The organism is Haloarchaeobius baliensis, from assembly GCF_052060055.1.
GTDB lineage: Archaea > Halobacteriota > Halobacteria > Halobacteriales > Natrialbaceae > Haloarchaeobius > Haloarchaeobius baliensis.
This window is the reverse complement of the sequence record NZ_JBPPFR010000002.1, coordinates 419,186-438,789: the sequence shown is the minus strand read 5'-3', so window position 1 is coordinate 438,789 and position 19,604 is coordinate 419,186. Positions and strand designations below refer to the sequence as shown.

General features: G+C 70.2%; 21 protein-coding genes. 6 read left to right on the top strand and 15 right to left on the bottom strand.

Annotated elements, in window-relative coordinates:
- Position 1: 1 nt before the first annotated feature.
- From ACSG06_RS13060 to dapA, 9 genes are all read right to left on the bottom strand, one after another.
- The gene (locus tag ACSG06_RS13060) at positions 2-601 is read right to left on the bottom strand and encodes a TetR/AcrR family transcriptional regulator (protein WP_440990720.1); all 600 of its coding nucleotides are present in this window, start codon (positions 599-601) and stop codon (positions 2-4) included.
- On the bottom strand, positions 598-1,386 hold the full coding sequence (locus ACSG06_RS13055) for a DUF2705 family protein (RefSeq protein WP_440990719.1): 789 nt from the start codon (positions 1,384-1,386) through the stop codon (positions 598-600). Before ACSG06_RS13055 ends, ACSG06_RS13060 begins: the two co-directional genes overlap by 4 nt.
- Positions 1,386-2,336 carry an ABC transporter ATP-binding protein gene (locus tag ACSG06_RS13050; protein WP_440990718.1) on the bottom strand — a complete coding sequence of 317 codons (951 nt, stop codon included), beginning with the start codon at positions 2,334-2,336 and terminating at the stop codon, positions 1,386-1,388. Before ACSG06_RS13050 ends, ACSG06_RS13055 begins: the two co-directional genes overlap by 1 nt.
- Before the next feature lie 294 nt (positions 2,337-2,630).
- Entirely contained in the window at positions 2,631-3,743 is a 1,113-nt protein-coding gene (locus ACSG06_RS13045; RefSeq protein ID WP_440990717.1) for a M20 family metallopeptidase, read from the bottom strand.
- Entirely contained in the window at positions 3,743-4,624 is an 882-nt protein-coding gene (gene dapF, locus ACSG06_RS13040; RefSeq protein ID WP_440990716.1) for a diaminopimelate epimerase, read from the bottom strand. The genes ACSG06_RS13045 and dapF overlap by 1 nt, the downstream gene beginning before the upstream one ends.
- Entirely contained in the window at positions 4,621-5,949 is a 1,329-nt protein-coding gene (gene lysA, locus ACSG06_RS13035) for a diaminopimelate decarboxylase (RefSeq protein WP_440990715.1), read from the bottom strand. The genes dapF and lysA overlap by 4 nt, the downstream gene beginning before the upstream one ends.
- Entirely contained in the window at positions 5,946-6,773 is an 828-nt protein-coding gene (locus ACSG06_RS13030) for a 2,3,4,5-tetrahydropyridine-2,6-dicarboxylate N-succinyltransferase (protein WP_440990714.1), read from the bottom strand. The genes lysA and ACSG06_RS13030 overlap by 4 nt, the downstream gene beginning before the upstream one ends.
- Entirely contained in the window at positions 6,770-7,567 is a 798-nt protein-coding gene (gene dapB, locus ACSG06_RS13025; RefSeq protein ID WP_440990713.1) for a 4-hydroxy-tetrahydrodipicolinate reductase, read from the bottom strand. The genes ACSG06_RS13030 and dapB overlap by 4 nt, the downstream gene beginning before the upstream one ends.
- Positions 7,567-8,490: a 4-hydroxy-tetrahydrodipicolinate synthase gene (dapA, locus tag ACSG06_RS13020; RefSeq protein ID WP_440990712.1), complete on the bottom strand. Its 924-nt coding sequence runs from the start codon at positions 8,488-8,490 to the stop codon at positions 7,567-7,569. The genes dapB and dapA overlap by 1 nt, the downstream gene beginning before the upstream one ends.
- Before the next feature lie 349 nt (positions 8,491-8,839).
- Between dapA and ACSG06_RS13015 the strand changes: the two genes are divergently transcribed.
- Positions 8,840-9,670 carry a M48 family metallopeptidase gene (locus tag ACSG06_RS13015; RefSeq protein ID WP_440990711.1) on the top strand — a complete coding sequence of 277 codons (831 nt, stop codon included), beginning with the start codon at positions 8,840-8,842 and terminating at the stop codon, positions 9,668-9,670.
- A 498-nt stretch (positions 9,671-10,168) separates the two neighbouring features.
- Here ACSG06_RS13015 and ACSG06_RS13010 read toward each other — a convergent pair whose 3' ends face one another.
- The 3 genes from ACSG06_RS13010 to ACSG06_RS13000 all read right to left on the bottom strand — a co-directional run bounded on the left by ACSG06_RS13010 (position 10,169) and on the right by ACSG06_RS13000 (position 11,885).
- Entirely contained in the window at positions 10,169-10,891 is a 723-nt protein-coding gene (locus ACSG06_RS13010; RefSeq protein ID WP_440990710.1) for a methyltransferase domain-containing protein, read from the bottom strand.
- Positions 10,888-11,274, bottom strand: a complete 387-nt coding sequence (locus ACSG06_RS13005) for a nascent polypeptide-associated complex protein (RefSeq protein ID WP_440990709.1) — start codon at positions 11,272-11,274, stop codon at positions 10,888-10,890. The genes ACSG06_RS13010 and ACSG06_RS13005 overlap by 4 nt, the downstream gene beginning before the upstream one ends.
- A gap of 137 nt (positions 11,275-11,411) precedes the next feature.
- Positions 11,412-11,885 (bottom strand): PUA domain-containing protein, encoded by a 474-nt coding sequence (locus ACSG06_RS13000; protein WP_440990708.1) that lies wholly within the window; start codon positions 11,883-11,885, stop codon positions 11,412-11,414.
- A 176-nt stretch (positions 11,886-12,061) separates the two neighbouring features.
- Here ACSG06_RS13000 and ACSG06_RS12995 point away from each other — a divergent pair, with 176 nt between their 5' ends.
- On the top strand, positions 12,062-12,238 hold the full coding sequence (locus ACSG06_RS12995) for a hypothetical protein (RefSeq protein WP_256399712.1): 177 nt from the start codon (positions 12,062-12,064) through the stop codon (positions 12,236-12,238).
- Positions 12,239-12,266: 28 nt separating this feature from the next.
- Here the strand turns inward: ACSG06_RS12995 and ACSG06_RS12990 are convergent, their stop codons facing one another.
- Complete coding sequence (locus ACSG06_RS12990) at positions 12,267-12,764, bottom strand: LabA-like NYN domain-containing protein (protein WP_440990707.1); 498 nt, start codon at positions 12,762-12,764, stop codon at positions 12,267-12,269.
- 111 nt (positions 12,765-12,875) lie between these two features.
- On the opposite strand from ACSG06_RS12990, the gene ACSG06_RS12985 reads away from it, so the two are divergent.
- The 3 genes from ACSG06_RS12985 (at position 12,876) to ACSG06_RS12975 (ending at position 15,945) form a co-directional block, all read left to right on the top strand.
- On the top strand, positions 12,876-14,441 hold the full coding sequence (locus ACSG06_RS12985) for a cobyric acid synthase (RefSeq protein WP_440990706.1): 1,566 nt from the start codon (positions 12,876-12,878) through the stop codon (positions 14,439-14,441).
- Positions 14,442-14,623: 182 nt separating this feature from the next.
- Positions 14,624-15,397: a nucleotide-binding protein gene (locus ACSG06_RS12980; RefSeq protein ID WP_440990705.1), complete on the top strand. Its 774-nt coding sequence runs from the start codon at positions 14,624-14,626 to the stop codon at positions 15,395-15,397.
- The gene (locus ACSG06_RS12975) at positions 15,394-15,945 is read left to right on the top strand and encodes a DUF8054 family protein (protein ID WP_440990704.1); all 552 of its coding nucleotides are present in this window, start codon (positions 15,394-15,396) and stop codon (positions 15,943-15,945) included. The genes ACSG06_RS12980 and ACSG06_RS12975 overlap by 4 nt, the downstream gene beginning before the upstream one ends.
- A gap of 21 nt (positions 15,946-15,966) precedes the next feature.
- On the opposite strand, the gene ACSG06_RS12970 is transcribed toward ACSG06_RS12975, so the two are convergent.
- Entirely contained in the window at positions 15,967-16,536 is a 570-nt protein-coding gene (locus tag ACSG06_RS12970) for a DUF7344 domain-containing protein (RefSeq protein WP_440990703.1), read from the bottom strand.
- Positions 16,537-16,864: 328 nt separating this feature from the next.
- Positions 16,865-17,395 carry a DUF7344 domain-containing protein gene (locus ACSG06_RS12965; RefSeq protein ID WP_440990702.1) on the bottom strand — a complete coding sequence of 177 codons (531 nt, stop codon included), beginning with the start codon at positions 17,393-17,395 and terminating at the stop codon, positions 16,865-16,867.
- Between the two features lie 363 nt (positions 17,396-17,758).
- Here ACSG06_RS12965 and ACSG06_RS12960 point away from each other — a divergent pair, with 363 nt between their 5' ends.
- Positions 17,759-19,546 (top strand): SipW-dependent-type signal peptide-containing protein, encoded by a 1,788-nt coding sequence (locus ACSG06_RS12960; RefSeq protein ID WP_440990701.1) that lies wholly within the window; start codon positions 17,759-17,761, stop codon positions 19,544-19,546.
- The last annotated feature ends 58 nt before the right edge of the window (positions 19,547-19,604 follow it).

Sequence of the window (19,604 nt, the reverse complement as noted above, 5' to 3'; positions counted from 1 at the left end):
CCTACGCCGTCAGTCCCTTCGCCACCGCCCGGATGACGAGGTCCCGGGTCTCCCGGTAGCGGTCCTGTCCGATGTCCTCCTGGTGCAGGGTCAGGAACGACACCGACCGGATGGCGTTCGCGACCACGACGGGGCTCGGGCCCTCGACCTCGCCGGCCGCGTACCACGCCTCGACGTACGGCAGGAAGTACGCGAGGCTCTGCTCGCGGTCCTCGTGCAGCTCCGCCTCGGTGTGATGCTCGCGGAGCCGGTCCAGCTCGTCGGTGTCCATCACCAGCTGTCGCAGCAGGGGGTTCGTCTCGATCTCGTCCATGAGGCCGGTGAGGAACCCGACGATGGCGTCCTCGGGGTCGTCGTGCTCCTCGAACGGGGCGAGCATCCGGGGCAACAGCTCCTCGCCTTCGCGGTCGAGAATCTCGAGGTAGAGCGCCTCCTTCGAGTCGAAGAACTGGTAGAAGGTGCTCGGCGCGATGCCCACCGGGTCGGTGAGCTCCGCGATGGTCGTCTTCGAGAGGCCGTACCGGCTGAAGAGGCCCCGACCCTCGGCGACGAGCTGCTCCCGGATGCGTTCCCGTTCGCTGTCGCTGAACCCGCCGCTCATGCGAGGTCCTTCCGCCGGAACAGTTCACGGCTCACCAGCACGAGCACCACGGTCGCACCGAGCAGGATGCCGGCGCCCTGGAGGTCCCAGGTGCTCCGCACCAGGATCGCGGCGGGGTCGTAGTACCGCGTCGGCGAGAGCGCACCGAGCCACGCGAAGTCGGTCCCCGAGGTGACGGAATCGACGAGGAACAGCCCGAAGACGACACCCATGCCGGCGCGCTGGGCGATGCTCGCACGGTCGAACGCGACCGACGCGAGGAGCCCGACGGACGCCGCGGCGAGCAGGTACGGGATCGACAGCGCGTGCACCATCACGAGGTCGGCGACCGAGATGGACTCGTCGATGGACAGCACGCCGACGTAGACGATGACGGGCATCGCCAGGTTCACCAGGAGCACCGGGACGAGCATCGAGGCGAACTTCTCCAGCAGCACGCGCGACCGGGTGACCGGCAGCGAGAGCGTCATGTCCATCCGGCCGTGCTCCACGTCGTCGGCGACGAGCGACGCCGCGCTGTAGGCGACGTACAGCCCGAGCAGGATGACCCAGCCGAACGCGTACAGCTCCGCCGCGAGGAACCCCTCGATGGTGCTCAGCGACTCCACGCCGAACGCCTCCCGGAGCGCCGGTGGCCACGCCTCGACGTACTCGTCCAGGTTCACCTCGCCCGTGATGGTCGGGAACATGTAGACGTACAGTGCGGTCATCAGCCCGAGGCCGACGGTCAGCGCGCCCGCGCCCTTGATCCGGCGACGGCCGTGGTACCACGCGAACTCGAACATCAGGCCGTCACCTCCTCGTCGTCGTAGAAGCGCATGAAGACCTCCTCCAGCGGTGCCTCCTCCACGTCGAGTTCGAGCACGTCGAAGTCGTCCGCGAAGTCGACGAGCGCGTTGAGGTCGCCGGTGAACGTGAAGGTGAGCTCCGTGCCCGTCGCCGCGACGGTGCCGCCACCGCCTGCTGCCGCCCCCGCGGCGACGCCGTCGAGGGGCTGGACGGAGACGTCGTGCACGCCGTCGAGCGCGACGTCCGTCGCCGCCACGTCGCTGGCGACGGCGAGACGGACGAACTTCCCGCTACGGTCGAGCAGGTCGCCGACGCGCTCGACCGTGACGATGCGCCCGTCGCGGATGATGCCGACCCGGTCGCAGACCCGCCGCACCTCGCTCAGGACGTGCGAGGAGAGGAACACGGTCGTCCCGTTCGCCGTCTCGTCGCGGATGAACTCGTTGAACCGCTGCTGGACGAGCGGGTCGAGCCCCGCGGTCGGTTCGTCCATCACGACGAGGTCGGGGTCGTGCATGAACGCCTGCACGAGTCCGAGCTTCTGCTTCTGGCCGGTCGAGTAGCTGCGGATCTTCCGTTCGACGGGCACGTCGAACAGGTCGAGCAGTTCCGCCCGCCGTGCGTCGCCCTTGACCGACGCGTGGAGGTCGAGTATCTCCGTCCCGGTCGCCGTCTCGTCGAAGCCGGGGTTCGACGGGAGGTAGCCGACGTCCGCCTTCGCCTCGACCAGCGCGGCCTCGTCACGAACGTCCGCACCGAGCATCGTCGCCGTCCCCGCGGTCGGGGACTGGAAGCCCATCAGGGTCCGAATCGTCGTCGTCTTGCCCGCACCGTTCGGCCCCAGATAGCCGAACGTCTCGCCCTCGGCGACCTCGAACGATACCGCGTCGTTGGCGAGGACCTCGCCGTACTCCTTCGTCAGCCCGTCCACCGTGATGGCGCTCATTACTCGGACGTTCGATACGTGAACCCATAAATATTCTGTTCGAATATTTTCGAGCATCTATACAGCCTCTACTCCCTCTTTCCAGATCTGAAGAACAGTACGACAGTCTGTCTCGCCTCGAATAGTTCCCGAACGGCGATCGTCGTTCGCGGACGAGCGTTCAAGTACCGGGACGAGGCCAGGGTAGGCGTGAACTGAACACCGCCGTACCGTGGCCCGGGCGGGAGCGTGGCACACCCGGTACGGAGGAACGCAGGTGCCGCCTGTTCGCCACGCCGCTGAGCGGCCGCGCCGTCAACCCACCAGCGCGTCCACCGCCCCGGTCACCACCGCAGCCGCCTCCTCGACGGCGTCGACGGTGACGTACTCCCGTGGCGCGTGCGCGACTGCCCCCTCGTCGTCGGCCAACACCCCCGGACCGAAGACCACCGTCGGCGCGTGCTCGGCGAAGTACGACGCCTCCGTCGCGGCGGTGAAGGGTCGCACCTCGCCAGCGCCAGCCGCGCGCATCGCGCCGACCACCGCGGCGTCCTCGTCGGTCGCCCACGGGCCGAGGAACGGCGTCTCGCGGTCGGTGAACGCGAACTCGACCCCCACGTCGGCGGGCACCACGTCGCGGAGGTGGTCGAGCAGTGCCGCCCGGAAGCCGTCGGCCGTCTCCGGCGGGACCGACCGCCGGTCCAGCACCAGCCGTGCCGCAGCAGGCACCTGGTTCGTCGCCGACCCGCCCTCGACCGTCGTCGGTGTCAGGGTCGCCCCGCCGAGCTGCGGGTGTGTCCCGGGCGCGTCGTCCCGCTCGTCGAACGTCGCCAGCGCGTCGAGGACGGGTGCGAGCGCGCTCACAGCGTTGACTCCGGAGTGGGGTTCGGCAGCGTGGGCGTTCTCGCCCGAGAGGGTGACGGTGCCCTGGAACCGGCCCTTCGCTGCGGTGCAGACGTCCAGATTCGTCGGCTCGCCGACGACGAACGCGTCGGCGTCGGCGATCGCCGGCACCGGCTCGCCGTCGTTTCCGGTGACGAGGTGGTGCGCGCCGGTCGACAGCACCTCCTCGTCCGGTGTCACCGCGAGCGTCACCCGGCCGTCGTCGGGCTCGATGGAGAGAAAGGCCGCGAGCAGCGCCGCCAGGGGTCCCTTCGCGTCGCAGGAGCCACGTCCCCGGATGACGCCCGCGTCGGCGTCGTACTCGTAGGGGACGTGCGGCGGGACCGTGTCGATGTGCGTGTTCAGGACGACGTGCGGGTGCCCCGAGCCGCGTGTCGCCAGTGTGTTGCCGGCGTCGTCGACCGTCGCGTCGACGCCGTGTGTCGCCAGCTCGTCCACGAGGAGCGTCCGCATCTCGGAGACGTCCTCGTGGGACGCGACCGGCACCGCCCGCTGCAGGAACTCGACCGGGTCGAACCCGTCCATCAGTCGGCGGTCGGCGGCGTCACCGGCACCTCGCCGTCGAACTCGTGCGCGACGGGGCCGTAGAGGACAGCCGGTCCGTCGTCGGGGACCTCGACGCGGAGGTCGCCACCCGGCGGGGAGACGGTGACGACGTCGTCCTCGCAGCGCCCGAGGTGGGCGGCGACGGCGGCGATGGCGACCGCGCCGGTGCCACAGGAGAGGGTCTCGCCCTCGACGCCGCGCTCGAAGGTGCGCTGGTCGTAGCCGCCGTCGTCCCGCGGTGCGGCAAACGTGACGTTCGCGCCCTCGGGAAAGACGTCGTGGTGCCGGATGGGCGGCGCGTCGGCCGCGAGGTCGACCCCATCGACGTCGTCGACGAAGATGACGGCGTGCGGGACGCCCGTGTTGATGCCGGTGACGGCGTAGCCCTCCAGCTGGCCCTCGACGAGCGGCTCGTCGCGGTCCAGCGGGACGACCTCCGGTGCGAAGGAGGGCTCGCCCATCTCGATGGCGACGAGCTCCTCGCCGTTGGGGAGGGTGGCCTGCCGTGCGTGGCGGGTGCCGGCCTGCGTGTCGATCATGACCTCGCTCGCGCCGGTGCGGGCCATCGCCCACTCGGCGGCGACGCGTGCGCCGTTGCCGCACATCTCGGCGGTCGAGCCGTCGGGCTGGACGAGGGTCATGACGACCCGGGGCGGGCTGTACTTGTCCTCCAGTGCGAGGAACAGCACGCCGTCAGCGCCTGCCCGCTCGCCGTCGCCAGCGATGCCGTCGGTGCGGTCGCAGTGGTGCGCCGCGAACGCGCCCCGGTCAGGGACGTACTCGTCCGCGTCGACGACGATGAAGTCGTTGCCGGTGCCGTTGTACTTGCCGTATCGTACGTGTCGTTGTGAGATGCTCATTCTGGTACCTCCGGTCTCGTGACGTCGGCGAGCGTCTCGCGCCGTCGCGCGAGCGTCGCCGTCCCCGCCGCGACGGAGACCGTGGCTGGTCGCGGGCGGGAGTTGTAGTGGCTCGCCATCTCGTAGCCGTACGCGCCGGCGTTGCCGACGGCGAGCGTGTCGCCGCGCTCCGGGGCGGGGAGCGGGCGGTCCGTACAGAACGTGTCCGAACTCTCGCAGATGGGGCCGGCGACGGTCTGGGCGACCGTCTCGCGGTCCGCTCCGGAGAGATTCCGAATCGCGTGGTACGCGCCGTACATCGCCGGGCGCGCGAGCGTCGTCATGCCGGCGTCGACGCCGGTGACGACGGTGTCGGGCGTCTCCTTCACGGTGTTGACCGTGGTCAGGAGCACGCCCGCGTCGGCCACCACGTAGCGGCCGGGCTCGACTCTGAGCGTGGCCTCGACGTCACCCAGGGCGTCGCGGGTGGCTGCGGCGACGGCGTCGAGGTCGAGCGGCTGGGCGTCCTCGTGGTAGGGGACGCCGAAGCCGCCGCCAACGTCGACGAACTCCAGGTCGACGGGCGCCCCGCGGACGAGGTCGCCCATCCGACCGACGAGTTCGCGGTGGGCCGCGAGGTCCTCGGCGTCGGTGATGCCCGAGCCGGCGTGGGCGTGGATGCCGACCACGTCGAAGCCGTCGGCGTCGGCGGCGGCGAGCGCGTCGACCGCGCGGTCGTAGGGCACGCCGAAGGTGGCGTCGCCGCCGGTGCGGACCTTCTCGTGGTGGCCCGCGCCGACGCCGGGCGTGACCCGCAGGCAGAGGCGGCCGTCGTAGCCGCGCTCGGCGAGCCGGTCGAGCGTGTCGAGCGCGCCGACCGTGACGGTCAGCTCGGGGTGCTCGCGCCAGCGGTCGACGACGAGGTCGAGGTCGCGCGCCGGCGGGTTGACCGCGGTGTACTGCACCCGTTCGGCGGGAACACCTGCGTCGAGTGCCCGGAGCACCTCGCCGGCGCTGGCGCACTCGACGCCCGCGCCCTCGTCGGCGAGCGCGGCGAGCGCCCGGCCGAGCGCGTTGGCCTTCGCGGCGTAGTAGACGTCCGCGTCGGGGAACGCAGCCGCGAGCCGGCGGTAGTTCTCCCGCACGCGGTCGATGTCGAGGACGTACAGCGGGCCGCCGAAGTCGGCGACGAGGTCGCACAGGACACCGGCATCCCAGTCGTCGAGCCGGCGGATGTCGGGACCGCCGTCGGCCGCGGGGCCGTCGAACGGTGCGCCAGCGGCGGCGCTGTCGGGGGCGTCGCCGTCGCCTGCGTCGCGGTCGTCCCGCGCGACCTCGCCGTTCATTCGCGCAGCACCTCCTCGCGCTGGGTCGCCTCGAGCGTCTCCGCCTCCAGTCCGGTGGCGACGACGGCCGGCTTGTACGCACCGCCGTCGATGAGGTCGTGGTCGCCCAGCGAGGACTCGACGAACCGCTGGAACGCCCGGCGCTCCGGCGGGAGCTCGCCGTACAGGATCTCGTCCTCGACGAGGTCGTAGACGGGGATTCTGGGCGTGAGCAGCGTGTTCTCGCCCACGACCGAGTTCTCGCCGACGACGAAGCCCGAGGTGACCCGGCAGCCAGCGCCGAGCGAGACGCCGTCCTCGACGACTACCGGTGCGCCCTCGACGGGTTCGAGGACGCCGCCGATGAGCGTGTTCGCGCCGAGCTTGACGTCGGCGCCGATCTGCGCGCAGGAGCCGACGGTGTCACAGGAGTCGACGAGCGTGCCGTCGCCGACGTGCGCGCCGATGTTGACGAAGCTCGGGCTCATCAGGATGCAGTCAGCGCCGATGTGCGCGCCCGCCCGGACGACCGTGCCGTCGGGCGTGTTCCGGCTGCCGCGCGCGCCGAGGTCGCTGGTGTCCTGCAGCGGGAGTACGTCGTTGTAGGTGACGCCGCCGTAGTCGTACGCCGAGATGTCGTGGCAGACGAAGGTGAGCAGGACGCCCTGCTTCACCCACGCGTTGGCCCGCCACTCGCCGTCGCGCTTCTCGGCGGCCCGGGCCTCGCCGGACTCGAGTGCGTCGAGCAGCGCGTGGAGCACGTCGTGGGTCTCGGTCGCGTCGGCGTCGAGGTCGCCGGCCTCGTGCTGCGCCCAGAGGTCCTGGATGTCGGACTGGAGGCTCATGCGGCCACCTCCGTCCCGTCGGTGGTCATTCCGAGGACCTGGGCGAAGCTGTACTGCCCGGCGTCGCGCCCGGCCAGCCACGCGGCGGCGTCGAGCGCGCCCTCGGCGAACACCCGGCGCGACTCGGCTCGGTGGGTGAGTCGCAGTTCCTCGCGACCGCCGGCGAGCCAGACCTCGTGCATACCGGTCACGTCGCCCGCGCGGACGGCGTGGACGCCGATCTCGTCCTCGGTCCGGGGTGCCTCGCCCTCGCGGCCGTGGACGCGCGGCGAGTCGCCACGGGCGCCGTCGACGGCGTCGAGCAGCGAGAGCGCGGTGCCGGAGGGGGCGTCGGTCTTGCCGTTGTGGTGGGCCTCGACGAGCTCCACGTCGTAGTCCGCGAGCGCGGCGGCTGCGTCTCCGACGAGTCGAGCGAGGACGGCGACGCCCTTCGAGAAGTTCGGCGCGTGGAGCACCGGAACGGACTCGGCCGCGTCGGCCAGTTCGGCCCGGTGGTCGTCGGTCAGCCCGGTGGTGCCCGTCACGAGCGCGACGCCCGCGTCGGCGCAGGCGGCGGCGTAGTCGGCGAGGGCGTCCGGCGCGGTGAAGTCGACGAGTGCGTCGACCTCGTGCTCGGCGAGTGCGGCGGCGAGGTCGGCGTCGGCGACGACGTCGGTGTCCTCGCCGACCGCGTCCGCGTCGACGGATTCGGGGTCGGAGGCGGCGACCAGCACCACGCCGTCGGCGCGGTCGGCCGCGGCGGCGAGCACCTCGCCGCCCATCCGTCCTGACGCGCCCGTGACGGCCAGTCGCATCAGTTGCCCACCTCCGCGATCTCGGCGTCGTCGGCCGTGCCGTCCTCGAGCGCCGCGAGGCGGTCGGCGAGCGACTCGACGTACTCCTCGGAGAGGCGGGTCAGCGGCAGGCGCAGGTGCGGGGGGGCGTGGCCCCGGATGTGCAGCGCCTCCTTCACCGGGATGGGGTTGGTCTCGACGAACAGTTCGCGCGTGAGCGGGCCGAGTTCGTGATGGATGTCCCGGGCGCGCTCGTAGTCGCCGGCCAGCGCCGCACCGACCATCGCGCAGGTGCGCTCGGGCTCGACGTTGGCGACCACCGAGATGGTGCCGACGCCGCCGACCGAGCAGATGGGCAGCGTCAGACCGTCGTCACCCGAGAGGACGGCGAACTCCTCGTCGCGGGTGCGTTCGGCGATCTCGCTGATGTCGCCGAGGTCGCCGCTGGCGGCCTTGAAGCCCGCGACGTTCTCGTGGGCGGCGAGCTCGACGACGGTGTCGGGGGTGAGCCCCTGCCCCGTGCGCGAGGGGACGTCGTAGACGATCTGGGGGACGTCGACCGCGTCGGCGATGGTGCGGTAGTGCTCGACCAGCCCGTGCTGCTCGGGCCTGTTGTAGTACGGCGAGATGAGCAGGAGCGCGTCGGCGCCGGCCTCGACGGACCGGCGCGACAGCGAGAGCGCCTCGGCGGTGTTGTTGCTGCCGGAGCCCGCGATGACGGGCACGTCGGAGACGGTGTCGGCGACGGCCGCGACCACGTCGACGTGCTCGTCGTGGCTGAGGGTCGCGGACTCGCCGGTCGAGCCGACGGGCACGATGCCGTCGACGCCTGCGGTCTCGAGGCGTTCGACGTTCGCGCGGAGTGTGTCGTAGTCGATGCTGCCGTCGTCGTGGAACGGTGTCGTGATGGCGGGGTAGACGCCACTGAGTTCGATTGTCGTCATTTCGTTCGGGTTTCGTCGGGAGTCGTCGGTCGTCACACGGTTCAGAAATCGAGTGCACCCGGGACGGGGTCGCCACGCCCGCACCGAGCACTTACCGTGTATAGAATTTCCCTGTAAAGCCGAAACCGAACGCGCCGCTCATCTCGGGTCGAACCCGGCGTAGAGCGGCGACGGTCATCACATGGTTCACGGAGCGCTACCAGTATAACGCTTGTGCTGACCGGCAGAACCTGTCGCGGGTCGAAACGAGTGCCATGGGTCGGGGTGACGTGGCGGTAGTTCACACCGTACCGTGGACCCGTATCACGTTTGGACGATATTTAAGGGGGACGCGCCGTTACCGGCGGCTATGCAACACACAGGTCTCAAGCTCAGGATGGCGTTCGTCGGGACCATCCTGTTCGGCTTCTACTCGGCGCTGGCGCTCGTCGCCCTCAGCATCTTCGGCACGGGCGTCTGGCCGTTCGTCGCCGTCGGGACGCTGCTGTTCGTCGGCGTCCAGTACAAGATCGGCAAGTGGGCCGCGCTCCGGAGCGTCGGCGCACAGGACATGCCCGAAGACGAGTTCCGCGAGATACACCGCATGGTCGAGGACCTCTCCGAGGACATGGACATCGAGAAGCCGAAGCTCAAGCTCGCCCGGATGGGCGTCCCCAACGCCTTCGCCACCGGCCGGAAGGGCGCGGGCGTCGTCGTCGTCTCCACCGAGCTCCTCCAGGTGCTCGAACCCGACGAGGTCGAGGCCGTCCTCGCCCACGAGCTCGCGCACATCAAGAACCGCGACGTCGTGACGATGGTCGTCGGGCAGTCCATCGCCGCGATGATCGGCATGGCCGTCCAGTGGGTCGTCATCCTCGCCGGCGACAACGCCATCGTCGACTGGATCCTCGGCTGGATCGCCGGCATGGTCGCCCAGATGCTCGTCATGGTGTTCGTGCTCGCCATCTCGCGCTACCGCGAGTACGTCGCCGACGCCGACGCCCGGCGCTACGTCGGCAGCGGCGACCCGCTCGCCCGCGCGCTCCAGAAGATCCAGGTCTCCAGCGAGAACGTCGAGGACACCGCCATCGACAACAGCACCGCCGCGCTCTGCATCTTCGACGGCGACAAGAGCCTCCTCCGGCGGGTTCTCGCGACCCACCCGCCCGTCGAGAAGCGCATCGAACGGCTGCAGAGCTGAACGCGGCTTTTCTGCTGTTTTTCGCCGCCCGATCAGCCGTTCGTGACGCGCTCAAACCGCCCAGAGTTCACATCCGTTGTAAACTTTCCACCACCGGCGCGCGGCTGGCGAGCGTGCCGAGCGCAAGCGAGGTCTCCGCGAGCTTGCGAGCGGAGGGCAGCGAGACGACGGAGGAGTCTCGCCAGGCCGCGAGCCATCCGTGCGAGGGATGAGCGAGGGAGCCTGCGACCGAGCGAAGAGGCTGGGGAGGCGTGAGGTGCGGTCCGGTCGCGGGGTGGGACTGAAAGGGGCGGCGGGCTACGCGAACCTGGACGAAGTAAGCACCGGAGCGGAGCGAGGAGCGCAGCGAGTCCCGGGCGCGTAGCCCGCCGGGGCTTTCTGGCTGTTCGAAGTCGAGTCTCTTCACATGGTCGACGGAACTTTCTGGCTGTTCGCAGCTCAAGCGAGTTCCACGGCAGCTAGAGAACAGTTCCCGAAATCAGATCGACGCGAAAACAGCTACTCGAATCGCGCGAACGTCAGGTAGCCGGTGTGACCGACCCCTCTCGTAGAAGGCCGCGACCCCCTGTCGTCGAACTGCATCTCGCGCTGGATGGTCTCGTAGGTGGTCACACCCGACAGGCCGGCCTCCCGTGCGGCCTCGGCGGCGGCCCGCGTCTGCTCGACGAACGGGGAGTAGACGGCGACGAAACCGCCGCTGTTCAGCAGGCCGGGGGCACGCTCGACGACGTCGGCGGCGTCGCCGGTGTCGAGCGTGATCACGTCGAAGTTGCCGAGGTCGTCGAGGTGCGGGCGGACGTCGCCGCTGCGGACGTCGACGCGGTCGTCGACGCCGGCGAGGCGCATGTTCTCGCGGGCGACGTCGGCGAACTCGTCGTTGCGCTCGAACGTGACGACGTGGGCGCCGGCGCGGGCGAGGTAGGCGGCGAGGACGCCGGTCCCCGTGCCGGCGTCGAGGACGCGGTCGCCCTCGCCGACGCCGGTCTCGCCCATGACGAGTCCGATGTCGCGGGGCATCATCGGCGCGCCGGTGCGCTCGAAGTGGCTGAAGAGGTCGGGGCCACGGAGTGCGCGGACGGTGAACGGCTCGCCGAGATGCGTCTCCAGCGTGGTGCCGGGCTCCGGGTCCTCGGGGACCTCCAGCACGCCGAGGTCGGTCTGGAGTTCGTCGCCCGGCGCGACGAGGTACTCGCGGTCGTCGTGGACGAGGACGACGCTCACTCTAGCTGGCTGACCGCGGCGGCGAGGTCGCCGTCGTTGGCCTCGAGCGCGGCGCGCGCGTCGTCCTCGCTGGCGCCGGTGCGCGCGACGACGATGTCGATGTCGTCCTGCGGGATGCCGCCGTCGTCGCCGTCGTCGGCGTCACCGCCGTCGTCGGCGGACTCGAGCTCGCCGTGGGCCTGCTCCGAGGGCTCGCCGACGATCTGGTAGGTCTCCTGGCCGCGGGCGTCCATCTTCGTGACCTCGGCGCCCTCGAAGACGAGGTCGTGGTCCGCCGTACGGATGATGACCTCCTCTGCGTCGATCTCTGTGACGTCGATCCCCATCTGCTTCATCATCTGCTTCATCTTGCGGGGGTTGAGCCCGCCGCCTCCTCCGAACATACCCGGAACCACTGCACGTATCGGCAAAAACATGACGAACTACCGGGAGGCGCGGCGGTGGACGACGCCGATGGCGGCCACCGGTACGGGCGGCCACCGGTACGGGGGGTCACCCCGCCGGCGTCCCCGTGGCGTGGTCAGTCGCCCGCGCCACTCCGGACCGTGACGGCCATCCCGCTGTCGAAGTCCAGCATCGAGCCCGCGTCGAGCTCGGCCCGGCCGACGGCGAGCAGGTGACCCTCGTGATGGACGACGCAGACCTCGTCGCCGGGGCGGACCGCGGGGTCGACCTCGCGGACGAACTTCGCGAACACGTTCTTGCCCTCGCGGACGAACGGCTCGCTGTCGTCGCCGACGACCACCCGCGCGGTGGGGTGGTCGAGGGCGTCGTGCAGCCGGCGGCCGCCGGCGAGCCCGAGCGTGAACCGGCCGTCGATGCCGTGGCTCACCAGCCGGCCCTCGTCGGCGATGACCTGCTCGGGGCGGCCCGAACTCGTGCGCCGGACCTCCAGGTCGTCGGTGGCGGGGAACAGCGCGGCGCCGGCGTCGGCCCCGAACTGGTAGTCCGCGAGCGTCCGCAGGTCGGGGACGTCGTGGTCCTCGTCGCTCATACCCCGGCGTTGCGCGGCCGCGGATAAACGCGTGTCGGACCGGTCCTGTGTCGGCGCGACCGGCGACGGCGACACCCGAGAGATTCGTCATCGTGGACCATGGGTGCTGCTACCATTCTTCGAAGCTGAGGCGGAGAGAAACATATATGCAGGCGCTCTCCCAGTCACTACACGAAATGAACACGACCAAGATCGCGCTCGGGGCGGTGCTCCTGTTCCTGAGCTCGGCCATCCTGCTGCTGCTCGGTACCCCCGGGAGCTCCATCCCGGTGCTCGCTGGCGGTGCTGCCTCGCTCGCGATGGCGGCCGGCGCGCTGCTCGTCGGCACGTCCGAGGGCGGTCGCCCCGTCTGAACGGGCGATTCTTCTCCGGTCCGCAGACTCAGAGTAGAAACGTCTCCGGCCGCTCCGAGAGGTCGATGAACCGGTCGGTGGCCTCGACGAGCTCGTCCGCCGTCGAGCTCTCGAAGCCCATCACCTCGACGCGCACCCCTTCGTGGCGCAGGTGCGAGCAGAGCCGCGAGAAGTCGCCGTCACCCGTACAGAGGATCATCGTGTCGACCTTCTTCGCGAGCGTCACCGCGTCGAGACTCAACCCCACGTCCCAGTCGGCCTTCTTCGAGCCGTCCGAGAACGTCTTGATGTCCTTGATCTTCGGCTCGAAGCCGATGTCCTCCAGCGCCTCGAAGAAGCTCTCCTCCTCGGGTGAGTCCGCCCGGATGACGTAGGCGATGGCCCGCGTGAGCTCGCGGCCCTGGACGCCCTTCTCCAGCAGGGCGGAGTAGTCGATGTTGCGCGTGTAGATGCTCTGGGCCGTGTGGTAGAGGTTCTGCGCGTCCACGAGCATGGCGACGCGCTGGCCCGGATGGATCTCGGTCATGGCTGACTCTCGTGTCCACTCCCTGAAAGCCCTTTACCTCGGTGTCCGGGGTGCCCGACGGCGGGGCCCGCGACAGCAACCCCTTTGCCCGCTGTCCACGACAGCCAACTCGTGCCCTCGACGATACTGGTGGCCGGCACCGCGAGCCACGTCGGCAAGTCGACCGTCGCGGCGGGGCTCTGCCGGCTCCTCGCGGACCGGGGCGTCAGCGTGGCGCCGTTCAAGGCCCAGAACATGTCGAACAACGCGCGGGCGGTCCCGGCACCGCACGCCGACGAGCCGTGGGGCGAGGTCGGCGTCTCGCAGTACGTCCAGGCCCGGGCAGCCCGCGTCGAGCCGACGACGGACCACAATCCGGTGCTGTTGAAACCGAGCTGCGACGGCGCGTCACAGCTCGTCGTCGACGGCCGCGCGGTCGGGACCTTCGAGGCGGGCTCGTACTACGACGAGCACTGGGAGCAGGCGCGGGCGGCGGCGGAGCAGGCCCACGGGAGACTCGCAGCCGAGCACGACGTGGTCGTCGCCGAAGGAGCGGGCAGCATCGCGGAGATCAACCTCCACGACCGCGACCTCGCGAACGTCGAGACGGCCCGCTTCGCCGACGCGAGCGTCCTGCTCGTCGCGGACATCGAGCGCGGCGGCGTGTTCGCGTCGCTCGTCGGCACCCTCGAACTGGTGCCCGACGACGTGCGCGAGCGGGTGGTGGGCGCGGTGGTGACGAAGTTCCGCGGCGACGCGTCCATCCTCGAACCCGGGTTGCGGGAGTTCGAGGCCCGGACCGACGTCCCGGTACTCGGCGTCGTCCCGTACGACGACCCGGGGCTCCCCGAGGAGGACAGCGTCGCGCTCCCGCCGGTCGGAGAACGGCGAGTCGTGGGCCGGGACGACCACGCCGACCACGACACCGACGGCCACGACGACCTCGCTCGAATCGGCGTCGTCCGGCTGCCCCACGCGTCGAACGTCACCGACGTCGAACCCCTCGCCCGCGGACCCGGCGTCCGGCTGGTGTACGTCCCGGCCGGCGACGACCTGCGAGACCTCGACGCCGTCGTCCTCCCGGGGACGAAGAACACCGTCGACGACCTGCTGACCTGCCGCGAGGCCGGACTCGGCGACGCCCTCGCCGACTTCGACGGCCCCGTCGTCGGCCTCTGTGGCGGCTACCAGCTCCTCGGCGAGCGCATCGAGGGCGCGAGCGTCGAGGGCCGCGGCGAGTCCGTCGGCGCGGGCGAGGCCGATTCGGTGCCCGGCTTCGGCCTGCTCCCGGTCGTCACGCGCTTCGACCACGAGAAGGCGGTCCGGCAGACCACCTCCGAGCTCGACGGCGTCGGGCCGCTCGGGGACGCCACGGGGACCGTCTCGGGCTACGAGATACACATGGGCGAGACGCGCGCGGTCGGCCCGGTGGAGACGCCGTTCGTCGTCGACGGCGAGGCGAGCGCCGCGGTCGGCGCGGCCACGGGAACCGTCTGTGGCACCTACCTCCACGGCCTGTTCGGGAACGCGGTCGCACGGCGCGGGCTGCTGGCCGCGGTCGGCGTCGCCGACGGGCGGCTCGGGACAGCGACGGCCCCGGAAACCGACGGTCCGTACGACCGTGCGGCGACGCTCCTCCGCGACTCGGTCGACGTGGACGCCCTCTTGTCTGCCGCCGAGGCGCGTGTTAATTACTGACACATCGGCCACAACAGTTACTAGCCAGGAACGTCTCGGGGCGAGTGGTTGGGGCCGCACCCTGGCCAGTCACACGCTCGACGTGGATGGCAGTTTCTCCCCCCTACCGATTCCCCCAATCGGTTTTCTTTCGGCCCGCAGCGACGCGTAACATCTTTGTACGGTCGAGCAGCAGTCGTGGTATGGTCGAAGCCGTCGCCGTCGCCAGCGGAAAGGGGGGCACGGGCAAGACGACGGCCACGCTCGCGCTCGGGATGGCGCTCGCGGAGCGCTACGACGTGACCGTCGTCGACGCCGACACCGGCATGGCGAACCTGCTGTTCCACGCCGGCCTCGCCGACGCACCCGTCACGCTCCACGACCTGCTGCTCGGCGACGCCGACGTGGCCGTCGAGGACGCCGTCTATCACCGCTTCGGGATGGACGTGGTGCCCTGTGGCACCTCGCTCGACGCCTTCCGCGAGGCCGACCCGACGCGGCTCCGCGACGTGGTCGCCGAACTCGCCAGCGACACCGACGTGCTCCTGCTCGACTCGCCCGCCGCCCTCGGGAGCGTCAGCGCAGTCCTCCCCGTCGTGCTCGCCGACCGGGTCGTCGTCGTCCTCCAGCCCACGGTGCCGGCGCTCTCGGACGGGCTGAAGGTCCAGGAGTACGCGCGCTCCTACGGCACCGACGGCGCGGGCGTCCTCTTCAACAAGGTCCACGACGACGACAGCGTCGCACGCATCGCCGACCAGACCGAGCGGTACTTCGACGGGCCGGTGCTCGCGAGCGTCCCCGACGCTGACGCCGCCCGCGAGGCCCGCGACGCCGGCGAGCCGCTGCTCGCACACGCACCGGAGTCGGCCGCCGCGGAGGCGTTCCGCGAGGCCGCCGCCGGCATCGAGATCCGCGACGAGGCCGCCGACGACGTGGCCGCACGCTTCCGGAGCGCGGTCGTCCCGGAACAGCCATGAGGCTCCCGCGCGGCGACCTCGTGCGCTCGCGCACCGCGGTGGCCCCCGCCGACACGCTCGCGTGGGCGCTCGACGCGGACCACACGGGCTACCTCGTGCTCGAACCGGCCGACGCGCTGCTCGGCGGCGACGACGACGCCTGCGTGCTCACCCTCGTGGACGGCGTGCCCCGGCTCGCGTACCACACCGGCACGGAGCGTGGCGGCTCGGGCGCACTCGACGACGCAGCGGGCGCAGGCCCGTACAGCGTCGACTGCTACGCGGTCGAGCGGCCCGCCATCGAGGCCGTCCCCGACGCGGACCAGCTGGTCGTCTCGCCCGGCGCGCCCGCGGAACGCCTCGCCGGCGACGCGGCACTTGCGGAACGGGCCTGTGCGGCCGCCCCACCCGGGTGGACCGACGAGGACGCAGCTCCCGCGGACCCGGTCGAGGCGTTCCTCGCCGACGAGGAGCGGCTGGACGCCATCCGGGACCGGGCCCGCGAGGAGGCCCGCCGGAAGGCACGAGAGTGGGACCTCACTGACGCGCTCGTCGACGACGAGAACTGAGCGGTGGTGCAGCCGGCGGCCTCAGAGCCGCCGCCGGCGTGTGTAGATCGTGTGTGCGAGTGCGACGACGAGGAAGAGTCCGGCACCGACCGCCGCCGTGGCGAAGCCGTTGCCGGCGAAGAAGGGCACGACGCCCGTCGCCGCCGCGAGCACGAACGCCGCGTTGACCGCCGCGACGCCGACCGCGAAGTCGCTCCAGGGGATCTCGTCCCCCTCGAGCACCTCCAGGTAGACGTCGAGTTCGTCGACGGTCTCGGTCCGTTCGATGGTCCCCCGGTTGCAGTCGTACTCCACCACGTCGAGTTCGTGCAGCTTCGGCAGGTGCGACTGGTACAGCGAGGTGTACACCCGCTTGCGCTGCTTGTAGGTGACCTCCTCGACCGGGATGTCGTTCTCCCAGGCCGCGATCTGCTCGGCGAGGTCGCGCAGCTCGACGCGTTCGTCCGTCGCGTGCTGGTTCAGGTACTTGATCGCGAACCGACGCCGTGCGTTCGACAGGACGGTGAAGACGCTGTCCTGCGAGAGTGTCGTCTCTCTGTTCGTCGGTTCGGCTCCGCCTGTGGTAGATAGTTCGGGCTGTTCGAGTTGCAAACTAGTTCCCCCCAAGATTCTGGGGAACGTACGTCGTGATAAAGGGGGTCAACTGTTCACCTCTCACCACTGTTCACGACCACGACAGGTCGGCTCTAACACCACGTTACGTCGTTCGCTCCGTGGCGAGATCAGCAGCAGGCGACCATCTATCGGGCGCTATCGATGACTCCGGAGCGCTCGTCCCCGGACCGACCGTCGGGACCGGTCACCGGCGCCACCTCGCTCCATGCAGCCCGTCGGCGACGGGACCCGAGATGTTTCGCGTCGGTCTATATGGTGGCGGTCCGCACCGCGGCCCCGGCGTGCTCGGGCGCGGCCTGTCGGCTCAGCTCCGCAGGCTCTGTCGGATGTACCAGCGGTTCGACCAGAGCTGGTACGAGACCAGCAGCGCGAAGCACGCGAGCGACAGGCTCGTCCACAGCACGGGGTCGACCGCGGAGACGACCGGGAGGTCGACGAGCGACCAGAGCACCAGCGTGAGCGAGGCGACGCCGAGGCTCCGGTACACCTCGCTCCAGGTGACGCCGTGGCTCGTGACGACCTCCATGTACTGGTCGACGTCGCGTGCGTGCTCGCTCGGGTGGACCTCGCGCGCATCGCGGTCGTAGTCCACGACGCCGAGCTCCTCCAGCTTCGGCAGGTGCGTCTGGTGCAACGAGTTGTAGACGCTCTCGCGGGCGGCGCGCGGCGGCGGCGACTCCCCCGTCTCGCTGGCCGCGATCTCCTGTGAGAGCTCGTGCAGCGTCGTCGGCTCGCCCGACGACTCGACGGTGAGCCGTCGGATCGTCTCCCGTCGCCTTCGGTTCGCCAGTACCTCGTATATCGTCCCCTCTGATAGTGTGTCCGTCCTGAACATATCTCCCCCTCCCCAGGGTCTGCTGTCTTGACCCACGGGAGAGACCACCGTCATCATGATGTGCGTACGGGACCGGTATGCGGGTCCTAGCATCGGCCGTCCAGCGCCTGTCGCGACTTGTGACCGATTACGCCCTGCGTGGTCAAGGTGGCCGGGGAGCGGAGCAGCGGCGTCGAGGGGGTGCACCCAGACGAGCGGGCACGTCGTTGCAGCCGCGAACGGGGCGTAACCAGACATTTGGCCCATCGAGCACCCCAAATTCAGCCGTTGAACGGTGACGTGGCGACGGATAACTACGGGTGTTGGGGAGAGACGGTCGACCGACCGAGCGACCCGTCTCAGGGGGGCGTTCGGGGGAGAAACATGACAGACGACGACTTCACGGGTCTGTCCCGGCGGCGCATCCTCGGTGGCATCGGAGCCATCGGGGCCGCGTCGGTCGGGGCCGGACTCGGCACGAGCGCGTACTTCAGCGACACTGAATCGTTCGAGAACAACGTCCTCACGGCGGGCCAGCTGGACCTGCTGGTCGACTACTACTCCTGGTGGGACCAGGGGATGGCCGGGTCGGGGAGCGTCGGCGGCACCGCCGACGGCGCGTCGGTCAGTGCGGAGCTCACCGACGTGAAACCCGGCGACAACGGGCTGCTGGCGTTCTGCCCGCGGAGCGTCGACAACCCGGCGTACCTCTGGCTGTGTGGCGACCTCGTCGCGGACGACGAGAACGGCATGACAGAACCCGAGATGGCGGTCGACGACTCCGACGACGCGGGCGAACTCGCCGACTCCATCGAGCTGGTCGTCAGCTACTGCGAGCTCGACGACGACGTCCCGGACGACGAGGACGAGGACGGCATGGACGGCTTCGAGCCGGCGGACGTCGAGAGCTCGACCGAGGTCTGGACCGGCACGCTCGCCGAGTTCCTCGCGGAGAGCGCCGACGGCCTCCCGCTGGACGGGAACGGAGAACAGCCCGACAGCGACGGTGGCTTCTTCGCGCCCGGCGAGCAGGCCTGCTACGCGGGGACGGCCGACGCCGAATCGGACGCCAACCCCTGCTTCTGCATCGAGTGGGAGCTCCCGACCGAGGTGGGCAACGAGGTCCAGACCGACTCCGTCGAGTTCGACCTCACCTGGCACGCCTACCAGTGCCGGCACAACGACGGGACGACGCGGCCCTGTGAGGCCGACGACGGCCCCGAGTGCACCGAGTGCTCGTTCGAACCGGGCACGCCCGGTGACGACGAGTCGAACCTGCTCTCGGTCGGGCCCGACCCGAACACTGGCTTCCCGGACATCGACGCACGCGTGCGGGTGGATACACCCGACGGGAACAACGGGGACCTCACGGCGTCGAACTTCGCCATCTGCGAGGACGGCTGTGCCCAGAGCCTCGACGTCGAGTTCGAGTCCGGTGGCATCGTCGACATCGTGGTCGTGTTCGACGACACGTTCAGCATGGACGACGAGATCGCGACGTTGCAGTCGGAGGTCACCTCGCTCACCAACGACATCGAGAGCGCCGGCATCGACGCCCGGTACGCGCTCGTCTCGTTCAAGGACGAGGCCGAGCTCGACCAGGACTTCACCGACGCCTCGACGTTCAACACCGCCGTGAACAGCCTCGTCGCCAGCGGAGGCGGCCTCATCGAGGAGGACAACCTCGACGCCCTTGCGGTCGGCACCGGGAACGCCGCCGGGCAGGACGGTTCCGGGGCGTCGCTCTCGGCGTTCCGGTCCGGTGCACAGCGTGTCGTCATCGACATCACGGACGCGAACGCCTGGGGCGAGGGCGGCCACAGCAGCGACCCGGGCACCACCCGGTTCTCGCAGGCAGATGTCGAGGGGTTCCTTGACGACGGGAACTTCTCGTACTACGCCGTGAGCCCGCCCGCAGCGGAAACGGGCCCGGTGAGCAAGGAGACAATCGCGGACAACGTCAACGACGGAACGTGGATGGACATCGACGGTGCGGACTTCGGTAGCATCCTCACCGACATCGTGAACTCGATCACGGACCCCGCCTACATCCTGTCGTACACGACGACCAACCCGGCGACGGATGGGACGACCCGTACGGTCGACATCCAGATCACCGACCCCGACGCCGGCACCCTCTACGAACAGGGCAACTACAACGCCCCCAGCTAGGAGGGCAGGCACCGCATAACCTCTCTTTTCGGTCCGGTATCGTGTCGTTCGATTCTGA

What these genes read in the sequence shown, in the direction of transcription:
- ACSG06_RS13060 (WP_440990720.1), bottom strand. Translation starts at nt 601, where the DNA reads ATGAGCGGCGGGTTCAGCGACAGCGAACGGGAACGCATCCGGGAGCAG.
- ACSG06_RS13055 (WP_440990719.1), bottom strand. Translation starts at nt 1,386, where the DNA reads ATGTTCGAGTTCGCGTGGTACCACGGCCGTCGCCGGATCAAGGGCGCG.
- ACSG06_RS13050 (WP_440990718.1), bottom strand. Translation starts at nt 2,336, where the DNA reads ATGAGCGCCATCACGGTGGACGGGCTGACGAAGGAGTACGGCGAGGTC.
- ACSG06_RS13045 (WP_440990717.1), bottom strand. Translation starts at nt 3,743, where the DNA reads ATGGACGGGTTCGACCCGGTCGAGTTCCTGCAGCGGGCGGTGCCGGTC.
- dapF (WP_440990716.1), bottom strand. Translation starts at nt 4,624, where the DNA reads ATGAGCATCTCACAACGACACGTACGATACGGCAAGTACAACGGCACC.
- lysA (WP_440990715.1), bottom strand. Translation starts at nt 5,949, where the DNA reads ATGAACGGCGAGGTCGCGCGGGACGACCGCGACGCAGGCGACGGCGAC.
- ACSG06_RS13030 (WP_440990714.1), bottom strand. Translation starts at nt 6,773, where the DNA reads ATGAGCCTCCAGTCCGACATCCAGGACCTCTGGGCGCAGCACGAGGCC.
- dapB (WP_440990713.1), bottom strand. Translation starts at nt 7,567, where the DNA reads ATGCGACTGGCCGTCACGGGCGCGTCAGGACGGATGGGCGGCGAGGTG.
- dapA (WP_440990712.1), bottom strand. Translation starts at nt 8,490, where the DNA reads ATGACGACAATCGAACTCAGTGGCGTCTACCCCGCCATCACGACACCG.
- ACSG06_RS13015 (WP_440990711.1), top strand. Translation starts at nt 8,840, where the DNA reads ATGCAACACACAGGTCTCAAGCTCAGGATGGCGTTCGTCGGGACCATC.
- ACSG06_RS13005 (WP_440990709.1), bottom strand. Translation starts at nt 11,274, where the DNA reads ATGTTCGGAGGAGGCGGCGGGCTCAACCCCCGCAAGATGAAGCAGATG.
- ACSG06_RS13000 (WP_440990708.1), bottom strand. Translation starts at nt 11,885, where the DNA reads ATGAGCGACGAGGACCACGACGTCCCCGACCTGCGGACGCTCGCGGAC.
- ACSG06_RS12995 (WP_256399712.1), top strand. Translation starts at nt 12,062, where the DNA reads ATGAACACGACCAAGATCGCGCTCGGGGCGGTGCTCCTGTTCCTGAGC.
- ACSG06_RS12990 (WP_440990707.1), bottom strand. Translation starts at nt 12,764, where the DNA reads ATGACCGAGATCCATCCGGGCCAGCGCGTCGCCATGCTCGTGGACGCG.
- ACSG06_RS12980 (WP_440990705.1), top strand. Translation starts at nt 14,624, where the DNA reads ATGGTCGAAGCCGTCGCCGTCGCCAGCGGAAAGGGGGGCACGGGCAAG.
- ACSG06_RS12975 (WP_440990704.1), top strand. Translation starts at nt 15,394, where the DNA reads ATGAGGCTCCCGCGCGGCGACCTCGTGCGCTCGCGCACCGCGGTGGCC.
- ACSG06_RS12965 (WP_440990702.1), bottom strand. Translation starts at nt 17,395, where the DNA reads ATGTTCAGGACGGACACACTATCAGAGGGGACGATATACGAGGTACTG.
- ACSG06_RS12960 (WP_440990701.1), top strand. Translation starts at nt 17,759, where the DNA reads ATGACAGACGACGACTTCACGGGTCTGTCCCGGCGGCGCATCCTCGGT.